The 13,663-nt window shown below is 55.1% G+C and carries 14 protein-coding genes and 1 pseudogene; 11 read left to right on the top strand and 4 right to left on the bottom strand.

Features of this window, described 5'->3' with window-relative positions; all coding sequences use genetic code 11:
* Positions 1-50: 50 nt before the first annotated feature.
* The 3 genes from bchE (at position 51) to AUC45_RS07010 (ending at position 3,059) form a co-directional block, all read left to right on the top strand.
* The gene (gene bchE / locus AUC45_RS07020; protein ID WP_067600315.1) at positions 51-1,676 is read left to right on the top strand and encodes a magnesium-protoporphyrin IX monomethyl ester anaerobic oxidative cyclase; all 1,626 of its coding nucleotides are present in this window, start codon (positions 51-53) and stop codon (positions 1,674-1,676) included.
* The gene (gene bchJ / locus AUC45_RS16165; RefSeq protein WP_067600313.1) at positions 1,666-2,298 is read left to right on the top strand and encodes a bacteriochlorophyll 4-vinyl reductase; all 633 of its coding nucleotides are present in this window, start codon (positions 1,666-1,668) and stop codon (positions 2,296-2,298) included. The genes bchE and bchJ overlap by 11 nt, the downstream gene beginning before the upstream one ends.
* Before the next feature lie 257 nt (positions 2,299-2,555).
* Positions 2,556-3,059 carry a ClbS/DfsB family four-helix bundle protein gene (locus AUC45_RS07010; RefSeq protein ID WP_197409525.1) on the top strand — a complete coding sequence of 168 codons (504 nt, stop codon included), beginning with the start codon at positions 2,556-2,558 and terminating at the stop codon, positions 3,057-3,059.
* A gap of 142 nt (positions 3,060-3,201) precedes the next feature.
* Here AUC45_RS07010 and AUC45_RS07005 read toward each other — a convergent pair whose 3' ends face one another.
* The 3 genes from AUC45_RS07005 to AUC45_RS06995 all read right to left on the bottom strand — a co-directional run bounded on the left by AUC45_RS07005 (position 3,202) and on the right by AUC45_RS06995 (position 5,050).
* The gene (locus tag AUC45_RS07005) at positions 3,202-3,531 is read right to left on the bottom strand and encodes a hypothetical protein (protein ID WP_067600307.1); all 330 of its coding nucleotides are present in this window, start codon (positions 3,529-3,531) and stop codon (positions 3,202-3,204) included.
* A complete protein-coding gene (gene tenA, locus AUC45_RS07000; RefSeq protein WP_067600304.1) occupies positions 3,531-4,196 on the bottom strand; it encodes a thiaminase II in 666 nt (221 codons plus the stop codon). Before tenA ends, AUC45_RS07005 begins: the two co-directional genes overlap by 1 nt.
* 188 nt (positions 4,197-4,384) lie before the next feature.
* Positions 4,385-5,050: a helix-turn-helix domain-containing protein gene (locus AUC45_RS06995; protein ID WP_067600301.1), complete on the bottom strand. Its 666-nt coding sequence runs from the start codon at positions 5,048-5,050 to the stop codon at positions 4,385-4,387.
* A gap of 92 nt (positions 5,051-5,142) precedes the next feature.
* Here AUC45_RS06995 and AUC45_RS06990 point away from each other — a divergent pair, with 92 nt between their 5' ends.
* The 4 genes and pseudogenes from AUC45_RS06990 (at position 5,143) to AUC45_RS16075 (ending at position 7,397) form a co-directional block, all read left to right on the top strand.
* Positions 5,143-5,553 carry a VOC family protein gene (locus AUC45_RS06990; RefSeq protein WP_067600298.1) on the top strand — a complete coding sequence of 137 codons (411 nt, stop codon included), beginning with the start codon at positions 5,143-5,145 and terminating at the stop codon, positions 5,551-5,553.
* Between the two features lie 20 nt (positions 5,554-5,573).
* Positions 5,574-6,050: pseudogene (locus AUC45_RS16080) on the top strand (VOC family protein).
* Positions 6,047-6,661, top strand: a complete 615-nt coding sequence (locus AUC45_RS06980; RefSeq protein WP_067600295.1) for a glutathione S-transferase family protein — start codon at positions 6,047-6,049, stop codon at positions 6,659-6,661. Before AUC45_RS16080 ends, AUC45_RS06980 begins: the two are co-directional and overlap by 4 nt.
* 235 nt (positions 6,662-6,896) lie before the next feature.
* On the top strand, positions 6,897-7,397 hold the full coding sequence (locus tag AUC45_RS16075) for a VOC family protein (protein ID WP_082701018.1): 501 nt from the start codon (positions 6,897-6,899) through the stop codon (positions 7,395-7,397).
* 304 nt (positions 7,398-7,701) lie between these two features.
* Here the strand turns inward: AUC45_RS16075 and AUC45_RS06970 are convergent, their stop codons facing one another.
* A complete protein-coding gene (locus AUC45_RS06970) occupies positions 7,702-8,505 on the bottom strand; it encodes an alpha/beta fold hydrolase (protein WP_082701017.1) in 804 nt (267 codons plus the stop codon).
* 242 nt (positions 8,506-8,747) lie between these two features.
* Here AUC45_RS06970 and AUC45_RS06965 point away from each other — a divergent pair, with 242 nt between their 5' ends.
* The 4 genes from AUC45_RS06965 (at position 8,748) to AUC45_RS06950 (ending at position 13,662) form a co-directional block, all read left to right on the top strand.
* Complete coding sequence (locus AUC45_RS06965; protein ID WP_067603623.1) at positions 8,748-9,275, top strand: RNA polymerase sigma factor; 528 nt, start codon at positions 8,748-8,750, stop codon at positions 9,273-9,275.
* 38 nt (positions 9,276-9,313) lie between these two features.
* Entirely contained in the window at positions 9,314-10,273 is a 960-nt protein-coding gene (locus AUC45_RS06960; protein WP_067600290.1) for a FecR domain-containing protein, read from the top strand.
* A 410-nt stretch (positions 10,274-10,683) separates the two neighbouring features.
* The gene (locus tag AUC45_RS06955; protein ID WP_233998569.1) at positions 10,684-12,651 is read left to right on the top strand and encodes a TonB-dependent receptor; all 1,968 of its coding nucleotides are present in this window, start codon (positions 10,684-10,686) and stop codon (positions 12,649-12,651) included.
* 378 nt (positions 12,652-13,029) lie between these two features.
* Positions 13,030-13,662: a hypothetical protein gene (locus AUC45_RS06950; protein ID WP_067600283.1), complete on the top strand. Its 633-nt coding sequence runs from the start codon at positions 13,030-13,032 to the stop codon at positions 13,660-13,662.
* The last annotated feature ends 1 nt before the right edge of the window (position 13,663 follow it).

Below are 13,663 nucleotides of genomic sequence, written 5' to 3'. Positions count from 1 at the left end.
AACTGAACTGGGATCAAAGTGGCAGGGCTGGCAGGAGGCGTTAGCAAATCATGCGGATACTTTTTGTACATCCCAATTATCGCTCTGGTGGAGCAGAGATTGCAGGGACTTGGCCGCCTGCGTGGGTTGCTTACTTGAGCGGTCCGCTCAAGCGCGCTGGCTTTACCGACATCACATTTATAGATGCGATGACTGAAGAGGTGGACGATGATGAACTCGCCCGCCGCATTGAGGAGTCGCAGCCCGATGTCGTGGGGACAACCTCTATCACCCCGTCGATCTATGCCGCCGAACGCGTGCTCGAAATCGCGGCTCTTAAAGCGCCAGGAGCCATCCGCGTGCTGGGCGGAGTGCATGCAACATTTATGTACAAACAAGTCCTCACCGAAGCGCCGCATATCGACGTGATTGTGCGCGGCGAGGGTGAGAAGATCGCGGTCGAGCTGTTCAGCGCGATCAAGGAAGGCCGTTGGCCGGGTGACCGGGCGAAGATCAAGGGGCTAGCCTACCGCGAGATGGACAAGATCATTGCGACCCCTGCGGCTGATACGGTGAAGGATATGAGCACGCTGAAGCCCGATTGGGATGTGCTCGATTGGAAGCTTTACACCTATCTGCCGTTGGGCACGAGGGTGGCGATCCCGAACCTGGCGCGCGGTTGTCCGTTCACCTGTTCGTTCTGCTCGCAATGGAAGTTCTGGCGCGACTACCGCGTTCGCGATCCCAAAGACGTGGTCGATGAGATTGAGGTTTTGCACGAGAACCACGGTGTGGGTTTCTTTATCCTCGCCGATGAAGAGCCGACGATCAATCGCAAGAAATTCATAGAGTTTTGCCAGGCGCTGATTGATCGCGGCCTTCCGGAAAAGGTCAAATGGGGCATCAACACACGGGTCACCGACATCTATCGCGATAAGGATCTGCTCCCGTTCTACCGCGAGGCTGGCCTTGTCCATGTAAGCCTTGGCACAGAGGCTGCTGCGCAAATGAAGCTCGACCGTTTCAACAAAGAAACCAAGGTTGATGAGAACAAGAATGCCATTCGGCTGCTTCGTGAGGCGGACATTTTTGTCGAGGCGCAGTTTATCGTCGGGCTCGACAATGAGACGCCTGAGACGCTAGAAGAGACGTACAAGATGGCATGGGATTGGCAGCCAGATCTCGCCAATTGGGCGATGTATACCCCTTGGCCGTTCACCCCGCTGTTTGAGGAGATCAAGGATCAGGTCGAGATCCACGATTTTTCCAAGTACAACTTTGTCACCCCGATCATGAAACCCGAAGCGATGGAGCGCGGTGAACTGCTTGACGGGGTGATGAAGAATTACCGGCGCTTCTACATGCAGAAGGCTCTGTTCCATTATCCGTGGCGTGGGACGGGGTTTAGGCGGCGGTATCTCTTGGGATGCCTATACGCCTTCCTTCGCGCCGGATTCAAACGCACCTTCTACGACCTTGGGAAGGCAGGATATTGGGGCCCTCAGACTAAGAAACAGCTTGATTGGCACTTTGATGAAAGCCGCGAGGTAGCGGCTGATGCTGCGACTGATTGGCAGACCAATGCTGACAAGGCCGCGCAAGCAAAAGCGCGGCGCGAGGCTGTACGCAAGCAAATGAAGGAACGAGGAAAATCCCGTGCTCAAAAACGCGAGCGGGACAGGATTGATGTCGATTGAAGGTCCCATCATAGCCAATCGCTCTGTCGAACTGAGCGATGTTGAACGTCCTGCACTGGTTGGGCCCCATGCTGTCATCCACGCGGTTGATGTGATGCGCGAATGCCTTGACTCTAGGACTTACGCCCAAGTCCTCGCGGACGCTCAGCTTGAGCGGGTGCCATCGGGCCTTGACATGATACCCGAGATCGATGTCATTCGACTTCACCGCTGGCTTGCGACGCACGAGCCAGTTGCTTGTTTTCCCATCGCAGAGGAAGCCGCCAGACGAACAGCAGATTACATCATCGCAAATCGCATCCCGAAACTGGCCACAGCGCTCTTGCGTATCCTCCCAACCTCCCTTTCAGCTATCTTGCTGATGAAGGCCATCAGGAGGCACGCATGGACATTCATTGGCGCCGGTCGCTTCGACCCGTGCGGTGGATGGCGTTTCACGATTGACCGGACACAGGCGAATGACGCTGTAATTCCGCCAGCAACACTGTTTCGATGGTATGCCGGAGTGTTTGAAACACTGTATCGTCGGCTGATTTCTCCAGGATGCCGATGCTCCTTCAGGCCTATCAGAGGAAGGGAGTCTTGCACGGGAGATTATCTTATCAGGCCAAATTTAACGTGAGACGCAGTGCGGTCTTCATCCGCAATTGGGGAGTGAGCAGTACAACAGCTTTCCACGTTCTTGAAAGCAAATGCTGAGTTTCAGCAAACGGTCCAGCTTCAGACCAGCCATGACGACTGAAGCCGAGCCTCGTTACACTCGCCATTTGGACTAGGTTTAGTATAGGTCCTACTGCCTCGCCCTTCTAGCATGGCTGAACAGCTGTAGGTAAACCAAATCCGTTTTTTTGCTCAGTCGATTACATGGGTGGTCTGATCATGCCAGCAGCAACCAACAAATCGGACTTGCTTGCGGTCTTCGACAAAGACCTGGCAAAGCTTCGCAAGACGCTCACTACCATTGACGAGGAAATGTCACTGCTTTCGGCGCCAGATGACATCACCACGATAAGAGGCATCCTGGCGCACCGAACCCATTGGATGGGAATGCTCCATACCTGGTACAAAGATGGCATTGCGGGGCGAGAGGTTTATGTGCCTGCAAAAGGCTACAAGTGGAATCAGCTTAAGGAGTTTAACGCGCCGATCTACGCAAAAGGTAACGAGACCTCCTGGAAGGAGCTTCTAGCGCGGTTCGAGGCCGCCTGTGACGAATTGCGCTCCTTCATTGACGCACGAGACGATGCCGAACTCTACACTGTTGGTGAGCATTTATGGACCGGGAAATGGACGCTTGGGCGCTATGCAGAGGCATCCGGTCCATCCCACTTTCGATCCGCAAACACTTACATCCGAAAGGCTCTGCGCGGGGCCCCAGAGTGAAGTCCGCGCATCTAATCGATGGCAAGCGCTGGGAATGAGGTTTCTTGTTTTGATAGGACAAGGAGAGGTTTCGATTCGATCGCTTTGGAGGCGATGCAGCAGGTGCAAGCAATCGAACCAGAGAACCGGGTTTGTGAGCTCTTCAATACATCGACCGGCATCGTTCGTGTTCCCCTTCGACAAAGGCGCGGGCCTCCGCTCCCTCGCCCGCACCATCATATAGCCCAAGCTCCCGAGCCAGAATGAAGAAGCCCGGAGCCGGCAATCCTCCCCGCGCTTTCGACACCACAAAACTAGCAAGCTGCGGTTCGTTGCTGGCAGCTTGGCTATGCATCAGGTCTTCGATCAGAAGTGCGGCCTTGTGAATCGTATGCGGCGGTGGAAGCTGAAGAGACCTCGCGACCTCGGCATAAGTCAGTGTGCGGCCTGATCGCGCTGCATCCATCAACAAGGCCCAGAGCGCCTCGCGCATCAGACCGGCCAGCCTTCCAGTCGGTAAGCGCTATCCCAGAACAACCACTCAAGCTGGGCTGAACGGCGGTAAGCAAAGTGCATCCGCTCGATATTGCGCGCCGAGCATTCGGCGGCGACGCTGTCGAGCGTGGCAATGACTGCATCGACGGCTTCGGAAAAGTCTTCACCCGCATAGGTTTCAATCCAGACGCTGTAGGGATTGTCAGGAGTGGCACTTGAATGGATCGCTGTGCCCACTTCCCAATAGATCCAGAAGCATGGCAGAAGCGCAGCGAGGCCAATCTCGAACGGCGCCTGCGCGCAGTTGGCCTTTAGAAAGCTGACATAGTGATTGCAGGCTGGGCTGAGTTCGGCCGATGCGAAGTCTTCTAGTGAGACACCGAACCGCTCGAAATACTCGCCATGGAGCTCTCGCTCGACTAAGATCGCCACCTCAGCCGCCTTGGCAAACTGGACAACGTGATCTGCTTCCCATCCTTTGGCGGCGACCAGCGAAAGGCTGCGCGCAAAGCCTTCGAGATAATGCGCGTCCTGAATCATGTAGTGCCGGAACTTCTCAGGCGGTAGAACGCCCTCGGCGAGCTCGCGATTGAATGGCATATCGCGGGTGGTTTCGAATAGCGGCAGATTGGCCTGCCATGCGTCATGGGTAAAGCTGCTCAACGGAGACTCCTTCCGCAAATGATAAACTCGAGCATATTCGGCCAACTCGCGCTTGCCTTGTGCCCTAGCAACCGGTCTTCGAACAGCGTCCTGAAGTCCCACCAAGGGTCAAGGACCAGACCAAACAGTTAACGTCTGCTGTCAGCGCCTGCGAGCCCAAAATCGGATCGACTGGTCCCTGCCAAATTCTAGGCCGTGAATTCGGCTTTCTTCGGCAAAGGAAAGTAGGTGGCAAATCGCTGCAAGACTTCCTTGTCGCCAACAATCAGCAATCCGCCTCGCTCTGCCTCCTCAATAGGCATACCGCCATATACCATTCCAGCTAGTAGATTGGGGTCTCCTTCGACCGCCACATCAGGAGAGTCGATCTCTCCAGTCTCGGCAGTGAGCTTTCCGCCTGCTATTCGAGCGAAATGCGGCACGCCTTCGAAGATGAGCGAAAGCGAGATTTCGGCATCGCCCGCCAGTTCTGGCGAAAACATCGTGCGAAAAGAGAGCAATACCGAGGCCGCGCTCATCGGTTTGCCGGGTTCGAGCGATGGCGAGCGGGCCGCCCAGCGTCCGATATCCTTGATCAGTGGCTCGAGGTCCGCACCCCATTCGGTCAGTTCATAGACCTGCGAGGCGGCAGGCGGCGGAAGCTGACGACGGACAAGGATATGGCCCGCCTCGAGCTCTGACAGACGGGTTGTGAGGATGTTGGTGCTGATGCCGGGCAGTGCTGCCTTGAGGTCGCTGAACCGCTTGGGTCCAGGGACAAGCTCGCGCACAACTAGGAGTGCCCACCGTTCCCCGATGAGATCTAACGCATGCGCCGTCGCGCAGCCGTCATTGTAAGGCTTCTTGCGTGCCATTCGTCCGATATAGAGCGCGGGTCAGAACAATCTAGTTGTTTTTTTGAAGTATAGCATTCAATATATGATTCGCAGTAGAGAGAGGTATTGCGATGACCCAGAAGATATTCGTCAATCTGCCGGTGTCCGATCTTGAGCGTTCCACCCGCTTCTACAAAGCGCTCGGCTTCACTCCCGAACCGCGCTTCACCGATGAGACCGCCGCAGCAATGGTCGTCAGCGAGACGATCCACGTAATGCTCCTTACGCATGCAAAGTTCAAAGAATTCGCTCCTTTGCCAATCGCCAACACGGCGGAGACCACCGGGGCGCTCATCGCGCTTTCACTCGAGAGTCGCGAAGCTGTCGACGAGATCGTCGATCAGGCGGTCAGCGCTGGCGGCTCGACCGGGTGGAAGGAGCCGATGGATTTCGGCGTCATGTACAGCCGAGCCTTCCAGGACCCGGACGGCCATGTCTGGGAGCCGATGTGGATGGACGAAGCAGCGATGGCTCAGGAATAACATTGGACACGGGGAGGAAGATGATGGAATTCAAATCGAAGGTTCGCACCTGCTTGTGGTTTGAGAAGGGAGGCCGCGAGGCCGCCGAATTCTACGTTTCGGTCATCCCGGACAGCACGATCGACAATGTGCTCGAACACGGCAACGCCGAAGACCCAATGGTGGTCGAGTTCACGCTCGCCGGTGCGCCGATGATGATCCTGACAGCAGGGTCACACTACAAGCTTACACCTGCCGCTTCGATCAGCGTCCTGACAATGGACTAGGAGGAAACCGACCGGCTTTGGCACGCGCTGCTTGCCGATGGCGGCGATGAAAGCATGTGTGGATGGCTGACCGACCGTTTCGGTGTGTCGTGGCAGATCGTCCCGGAGGCACTTCCGCAGCTCATCAATCAACAAGATCAAGAAGCCGGCAAGCGCGCTCAGCAGGCAATGATGCAAATGCGAAAGATCGATATCGCCGCAATCGAAGCGGCAGCAAGGGCGCCGGTATGATGAAGCTTTACGGAACTCCGCCGACGAGAGCGATCCGCGCCATGTGGCTCATCAACGAGCTGGACCTCGATCGTGAGATCGTCACGGTAGATATGGGTATTGGCGAGCATGCAGGCGCCGAGTTGCGGGCGCTCAATCCAGCAGGGAAGCTCCCTTTTCTTGTCGACGGTGAAGACGTCATCTCTGAGTCATGCGCGATTCAGCTTTACCTCGCTGAGAACTACAGCGATGGCGAACTGATGCCGCGCGACCTAAGCGAGCGTGGCCAGATCTATCGGTGGATGTTCTTTCTCGCGACCGAAATCGAGCAGCCATTGTGGCGCATTGCCTTGCATACAGCAATGTACCAAGAAGAGGATCGTCTTGCTGCCGAGTTGCCTCTCGCGACGCGCGACTGCAAAGCCATGCTTGCGGTCCTCGAAAACCACATGAAGGATCGCCGATTTGTCGTCGGTGACAAGCTGACGGTGGCCGATTTCAACGCGGCCTACACTCTGGATTGGGCACGTGAGGCCGGAATGCTTGGCGAGTTCCCAACACTCACGGCATACGTTGAACAGATGTACGCTCGCCCCAAGGCCCCCGTAACCATTGAAGAGGGTTTTGCTTAGCTGCGCGAAGAAACTGCGAAGGCTGGATGACGACTTTCCGCATCTACACGGCCATGAGCGGACAGTCGGCTTACGGCCCAATTCCAGACTTTACTGCAATCAAGCGGTGAATGACTGTATTTGGGCCGCAAGCGGACCGCCTGCTTTTATGGGAAATGGATACGAAAGCGGACGTTCGGCATCCGAGCTAGACTTTTATCTTTAGAAGTGTTCGAAATTTGCATAAAAACTGGCAATGTCTAGCGCTGTTTTCCCTAGATGCCTGATTGTCGCAATATTGCTTAGTTGCGTCGCGCTGGCTGCGTGCACACCCACGGAGCAGCAAGAAAGCGAGCAGGAGATACAGTCTGAAACTGTTGTGCCAAATCCCGTGTTGCATTTCGAAATCCCAGTTAACAACATGGATCGTGCAGTGGCATTCTACGAGCATGTTTTTGGTCTGAAATTAAGAAGACAGCAGGTGGACGGCTATGACATGGCGTTCTTCCCCGGAAATAGCATAAGTCCAGGAGCCAGTGGCGCTTTGGCTTCTGGTGAGGTCTATCGGCCATCAAAGGAAGGTACCGTTGTCTACTTCGATGTTCCTGATATTGACGCCGTCCTTGCTCGTGCAAAAGCACGCGGTGCTAGCGTGCTCTATCCCAAAAAGTACATCGGCGAGGCGGGCTTTGTGGCGGAATTTGAGGACACCGAGGGTAACCGGATCGCGCTTTCACAAATAGCTAATCCAGAATAGTCGAAATAGGCCCTAGCTTCCTTAAGAGTTGCCTTATTGCTTTCTCAAATACACATCAAATGACGCCGATATTTTCGCGTGCTATTGCGATCTGATGAGAAGTCCATCCTGCTTATCCAAGTCCTTCATTGGCAGTCTTTGCAAGGATCGAACTAAATCCCTTGAAATGGAGTCTACTGACACATGCCGGCTGGCCTTGAGAGGTGAGTAGGCCAAGGCACAGAACGGTACGCACGCGGGCTCTCTCTATAAGAGCGGACTTTGCACTGTCCGTGCGCCCATCACATTGAACAGAGAGAACCAATTAGAGAAAATTCAGGAGGGCTTGGCGAAAGCCTCGCGGATTGTCCAAATTCGCGAAGTGACCCGCATTTGGTATCATCTGGTAGTGAAAGGCAGGCTTGTCGCTCAACGCGGCCAACGTAGGCGCCAGCTTTTGATTGATGCCCCTATCGTTGTCGCCGGTGAGGAGCAGGATCGGCCGATTCCACTTACCTGCGATGCTTCGGTAATCATATTGGCCTACATTCATGCTCACCAATCGACCGATGTCGTTTGGGAAGCTTGAGAACATTTCCCGCACGATCTCGCGCGTATGCTGGTGTCGCGAGCTACTTTTGGCGACGAAATACGCCAATGCCTTTCGGCCCAATAGGTATGATGTCACATTCTGGATAGAGACCATCCATCCTGGGATATCGAGTTGGTAGGTTGTGCCGAACGTCACGAGCGAGGTCAGCGCGTTTGGCCGAAGGCGGATGATCTCAAGACCGATGACCCCGCCAAGAGAATTTCCGACAAAATTGATGGTACGTAACTTCGTGCCATCCAGAATTGCGATGATATCGAGCGCCAGTCGCTCGAGTGAATATTGCTCCAGCGTAAGTTGAGGAGGTCGAGACGACTCTCCAAAGCCTCTCAAATCCACGGTCACGCAGTCGTATCCCTGTTCAGCGAAGAACACGGCATCGCTGGCGAATCCGACCTGGGTAGCGCCGAGGCCCGGACAAAACAGAATCGTTCCGCGAGAATGCTTGGCGGCTTGATAAAAGGTGACTGACAGTTCGACTTGCCGGTCGACTTGCACCATGCTTGAATTTATGAACATCGCAGACCTACCGATGAAAATATCTCGACTTTTCAATTTCTTGATTTGGTTACTGCGGCGCGAAGTCGTGTGAGCACCAGTACATTGACGGAATGATCAGCCGGTAGCCTTGAACAAAAATGCTTTTTTGTGATCGCTGCCCGAAATCGGTTGCTGGATCGCCGCATATGAGCATAATTGACGCTGCAGGGGTGCGCAGGAAGTGGATCGGGATGTCTAGCGGACCTTGTCAGAAAAAGAGGATGACGACCGACCAGGATCGCAATCCCTTGGAACAGGCTTTTCTGGACCAAAGAGAAATTTTGATGCGTTTCCTGTCAGCTCGGGGCGCAGGAAATGAAGCTGAGGATCTGCTGCAAGAGCTGTGGCTCAAAATTCAGCGAACGACCCCGAAAGACGTGCAGTCCCCCCATTCCTATCTCATGCGTGCTGCAAACCATCTAATGATTGATCGCCATAGGTCTCGGACCCAAGCCGAGAGCCGAGATCACGCTTGGCTCGAACTTGTCGCAGGTGTCACGTCCGAGACGGAGCCAACTCCGTTACATGATCGAAATATCCTCGCGCGCCAACAATTGGAAATTGTGGAGAATGAGCTGCGGGCGCTCGGGGAGAGACCCTATGCTATCTTTCGGCGGCACCGCGTTGATGAAGTGCCGCAAAGGGCGATTGCCGAAGAGTTCGGTATAAGCCTTAGCACGGTCGAGAGCGACTTACGACGATGCTACGCTGTTTTGGCGACTCTGAGGGAGCGACTCAATGAGGCTTAAGAAGTGGGTCTCCGTCATTGGGGCAGGAGACGTTTGCAATGACAGCTGACGACGCAATCCGCAGTGCAGCTGCAGCATGGGCAGTCCGCACGCGCGATCCCGAGTTTGACGACTGGTCGGCGTTCACCGCGTGGCTGGAAGAGGACCAGAGGAACTCGCGCGCTTACGATAAAATGATGCTCGCGGCTGACGATGCGGCCAGACTGATGAAAGAAGGCGTTTCTGCGCCTCCTTTTCGCACGATAAAGGCTGATGAAGTCCCGATTGCCTCCAACGATGATGGCTACAAACCATCCTGGTCAGTCGGCCGCAGGTGGTTAGGCGGAGCGATCGCTGCCTCGGTTGCAGGTGTGTTTGCCTTTGGACTGATGTCTCCTGAAACCCCTCCTACACAATATGCAACGAACCCCGGAGAAACTCTTGTCATCGATCTCGAAGACGGAGCGAAAATTGAACTTGGGGGTGGATCTGAATTATCACTCTCCGGCGACAACAACCGACTTGCGACCTTAATCGACGGACAGGCAACATTTTCGGTGGCACCCCACAGCCACTCTTCTTTTAAAGTACGGGCCGGTTCCGATACAATCGTCGATATCGGGACGGTTTTCGATGTGAGACTCGATAACAGCCAGCTCCAAGTGGAAGTTTCGGAGGGCGCAGTTGTCATAAATCCTGAAACACAAAATCTTCGCCTCGATTCTGGCAAGTCTTTGACGAAATTGGGAAATTCCTTTTCTATCGAGGAAGTAAACATAGAAGCGGTGGGAGAATGGCGCACCGGACGCGTCACATTCAAATCCGCAACGATAGACGATATTGCATCGAGACTGACCCGTGCGACAGGCATCAACTTTTCTGCGGACACTTTAAGCGACGCACGCCTCTCCGGGAGCGTGCTTGTCGAGCCAATTAAGGCGGATCCTTCTTCGGTGGGACCGCTTCTCGATCTCGAAGTCGAACAGACCGGGAGCGGCTGGGTGCTTTCGAAGCTTTAGAAATGCGCTCGGCTCTATTCCTGCCAGTTGTCACTTTGTGCGTGATGGCTACACCCGCGGCCGCGCAGACGGTCGAAGTTTCAGTGCCATCGGGTAGTTTGGCCCAGGCTGCAATTAGTTTGGCCCGGCAAACCGGAACAAGCATTGTCTTGGCTGGAAATGTCGCGAGAGACCGACGTGTTTCAGGGTTTCGCGGGCGAATGTCAGTAAAGGCAGCAATTGTTCGACTGGCGCGCTCTGCGGACATGCATGCTGTTGAGATTGCTCCGAATTCATGGCGGCTGGTTCCAAGGTCGAAAGCAGCACCCTCAAAAACTCAGCGAAAGGGCCAAGCGCGGCCGCTGAGCATCTCTCGGAGAACATCCTCTCCTCCGCCCCCACCAGAGCCCGAGCCCAAGCCGATCCTCGTCGTGGCAAGCAAGCGTGATCTTCGTGTTGACCAGATTGCTGGCCCGGTTGCCGTTATTGTGGGAAGCGAATTGCAGATTGGCGGGGTGGGCGGCAGCGAACGAATTGCTCAGCGAGCGACCGCCGTTACGTCAACCCACTTGGGCAGTGGTAGGAACAAGTTGTTTATCCGCGGGATTGCTGACTCAAGCTTTACTGGTCCGACACAGGCGACCGTTGGACAGTATCTTGGTGACCTGCGCCTCAGCTACAACGCGCCAGATCCGGACCTTCGGCTCTCCGATCTTGAGCGAGTGGAGGTACTCGAGGGCCCACAAGGCACTTTGTATGGCGCTGGCTCCCTGGGCGGCATAATTCGCCTTGTGCCACGCACGCCACAGATAAATGAAACGAGCGCTGAGGTGTCGGGTGGGGCATCGTTTACACAGGATGGCGCGCCTGGAGCCGATTTCAACCTGACATCAAACCTACCGCTCGTTGAGGACAAGGCTGCACTGCGCCTCACGATCGATGCGGCAAGTCAAGGTGGTTACATCGACAAGCCTTTGCTCCATCGTAAAGACGTGAACCGCAATCGGATCCTGTCGGGTCGTCTCGCCGCAAAGCTCGAACTTACTTCAGACTGGGAGCTGGACCTGCTGACTCTGGGACAAATCACCCGTGCGCGAGACAGCCAATATGCGACAGGAACTGACGGAGGGCTTCAGAGCCTGGCCAGTGTTCGCGAGGGTGCATCCGCTGATTATCTACATGGACAATTGGCGATCAATGGCGATTTTGGCGACCTAAAGCTTCGTTCTTCGACCGGCTTCTCCACCCAAACCCTTGAAGAGCGCTACGATGCCACGATGCCGGATGATGAAGAGGTTGTCTTTACCCAGAGAAACCGAACTCGCATGTTTGCGCATGAGACACGCTTGTGGCGACCCATGCGTGACGATATCGGGTGGATAGTTGGTGTAAGCCTGACAGATAATCGCACCAATCTGACCCGCGCATTCGAGCGCCCGGATAGCGAAAACACATCGGCTGGCGTACTCAATACAGTCTTCGAAGCGACGGGTTATGGCGAAGCCAGTGTACGCTTCTTCAACTTTCTGACAGTAGGTGCTGGCCTGCGCGCAACATATTCGAGCCTGGGGGGAGGAGGCGATGACATTCCTTTCACCTTGATCGATGTTTTAGGAAGCATAACCGCCACGCGAGAAGAGTTCGAGCTCCTGCCGTCGGGCTCAATAATTGCCGATGTTGCGCCTTCCGCGCGACTTTTCGCCAGATATCAGGAAGGATTTCGGCCTGGAGGATTGTCCGTTGCCGCAGACCTAGTTCAGCGTTTCAAAAGTGATCGCACATCAACCCTTGAGATCGGCATCGGGGTCGGTGAACTCGACAAGGCTGGTCCAACGATCATCGGAAGTGTTTCGCGTACTCGCTGGCGTGACATACAAGCCGACTTCATCGATTTTTTCGGGCTTCCTTCCACTGCCAATATTGGCGACGGCCTCGTCTGGACTGCCAGCCTGAATGGCAGCATGGAGGTTTGGCCCGGCCTTGATGTTAAGGCGGGTCTTGCCTTCAACGAAAGCGAGATTGATGATCCTTCCTTCATCCCCACGAGCCGAACAACGACGATACCCAATATTGCCCGCTGGTCAGGCCGCGGAGGTCTATCGTGGACTTACGATTTCGATGATGGGACAATCCTCGATGCCGATCTATGGGTCAGCTATATTGGGCGATCACGGCTTGGCATAGGTCCCGAGCTTGGCCGTGAGCAGGGTGAATATCTGGATAGCGGCGCGACGGTCAGGATCGAGACACGTGGGTTGGGTATGTCGCTTTCGCTCTTCAATATCGCGAATGTGCGCGGAAACCGGTTCGCTTTGGGCACACCCTTTGCGATCGGACGAGAACAATCGACCCCACTCCAGCCTCGCACAATCCGCATCGGCGTCGACATGCAATTTTAGGCGGGCGAAAAAATAGCAAAAGAGATTCAAGGCTGTGCGGGACTGCTTCCGTCCTTCTCATGAAACACGAGGAGGAAATATGACTAAAATGCTTTTGGCGGCCTCTTTTCTAGCAGTATTTGCACCGGCCAATCCTGCGTCGAGCCAGACGAAGGCGCGACACATACCGTTCCCGGTACCTGCCATTTCATGATTGCCGTCCAAGGTAGGCCGGTGAGATCAAACCTAATGTGCGCGACACCATGCGACGAAAAGGTGAGCGCACGCGCGGAGCGGTAATTGCCCCCCAAACGAGCCGCTCCGCGCAAACCTTTTGGCCCCCGGGTGCAAATGGCGTCTCATCCAATCCCACGCGTAACGAGGAATACGGAGTTACTTATGACACATGAATTAGCCAAAGCGGTTTTCGGCACCGTCATCATGATATCGGTCGGCGCGTGTTCATCGACCACCATCTCTCGCAGTAGCGGAGGCATTGGTGCGGGCTTCACCCCGTCTGCCGAACTGGTAACCCTTGCCGAAGACGGAAGCATACCTGACCAAAACTTTCAAAACACTGGAACCAGAGGCAGCTTTTCGGATCTGCGAAGCCAAAACGGCCGAGTGAGTGGTTTTGCTTACCAATACGGCCGTGTCGAAGGAACCAATCGCTTTCTCGGGGTAGCAGGCATTGCGCCAAATACCGATGCTGGGGCGGCTCCCACGACTGCGACGGCGACCTACACCGGAGATTACGCACTCAGTTATGTTGACAGGGATCGAGCGGAGAACCGTAAGGGGACAATTTCTCTCGATGCAGACTTCAACTCTGGAACTCTTGAAGGCCGCGCTGGAGCTCTGGACGTCGCAGGAACTATTGACGGCCAAACAGTAGGCGGAACAGCCAGCTATCGCGGTGTCGAGGCTGATATGACAGGTGTGATCGGTTCAGAACGCACGGTCACAGCATTTGCCGGCAATAGCGATGAGGCTGTGCTTGTCGGAGGCATCAACGCGGAAATCGACGATTGAT

The sequence above is a fragment of the Erythrobacter sp. YT30 genome (genome assembly GCF_001542875.1).
Classification (GTDB): domain Bacteria; phylum Pseudomonadota; class Alphaproteobacteria; order Sphingomonadales; family Sphingomonadaceae; genus Erythrobacter.
The sequence above is the reverse complement of the archived record's forward strand: the minus strand, read 5'-3'. Positions and strand labels throughout refer to the sequence as shown.

Bases quoted from the DNA above. Each gene is read 5' to 3' on its own strand.
- bchE (WP_067600315.1), top strand. From the start codon at position 51: ATGCGGATACTTTTTGTACATCCCAATTATCGCTCTGGTGGAGCAGAG.
- AUC45_RS07010 (WP_197409525.1), top strand. From the start codon at position 2,556: ATGCCAGCAGCAACCAACAAATCGGACTTGCTTGCGGTCTTCGACAAA.
- AUC45_RS16075 (WP_082701018.1), top strand. From the start codon at position 6,897: ATGTCTAGCGCTGTTTTCCCTAGATGCCTGATTGTCGCAATATTGCTT.
- AUC45_RS06990 (WP_067600298.1), top strand. From the start codon at position 5,143: ATGACCCAGAAGATATTCGTCAATCTGCCGGTGTCCGATCTTGAGCGT.
- AUC45_RS07005 (WP_067600307.1), bottom strand. From the start codon at position 3,531: ATGCGCGAGGCGCTCTGGGCCTTGTTGATGGATGCAGCGCGATCAGGC.
- bchJ (WP_067600313.1), top strand. From the start codon at position 1,666: ATGTCGATTGAAGGTCCCATCATAGCCAATCGCTCTGTCGAACTGAGC.
- AUC45_RS06995 (WP_067600301.1), bottom strand. From the start codon at position 5,050: ATGGCACGCAAGAAGCCTTACAATGACGGCTGCGCGACGGCGCATGCG.
- AUC45_RS06950 (WP_067600283.1), top strand. From the start codon at position 13,030: ATGACACATGAATTAGCCAAAGCGGTTTTCGGCACCGTCATCATGATA.
- AUC45_RS06980 (WP_067600295.1), top strand. From the start codon at position 6,047: ATGATGAAGCTTTACGGAACTCCGCCGACGAGAGCGATCCGCGCCATG.
- AUC45_RS06970 (WP_082701017.1), bottom strand. From the start codon at position 8,505: ATGTTCATAAATTCAAGCATGGTGCAAGTCGACCGGCAAGTCGAACTG.
- AUC45_RS06965 (WP_067603623.1), top strand. From the start codon at position 8,748: ATGACGACCGACCAGGATCGCAATCCCTTGGAACAGGCTTTTCTGGAC.
- AUC45_RS06960 (WP_067600290.1), top strand. From the start codon at position 9,314: ATGACAGCTGACGACGCAATCCGCAGTGCAGCTGCAGCATGGGCAGTC.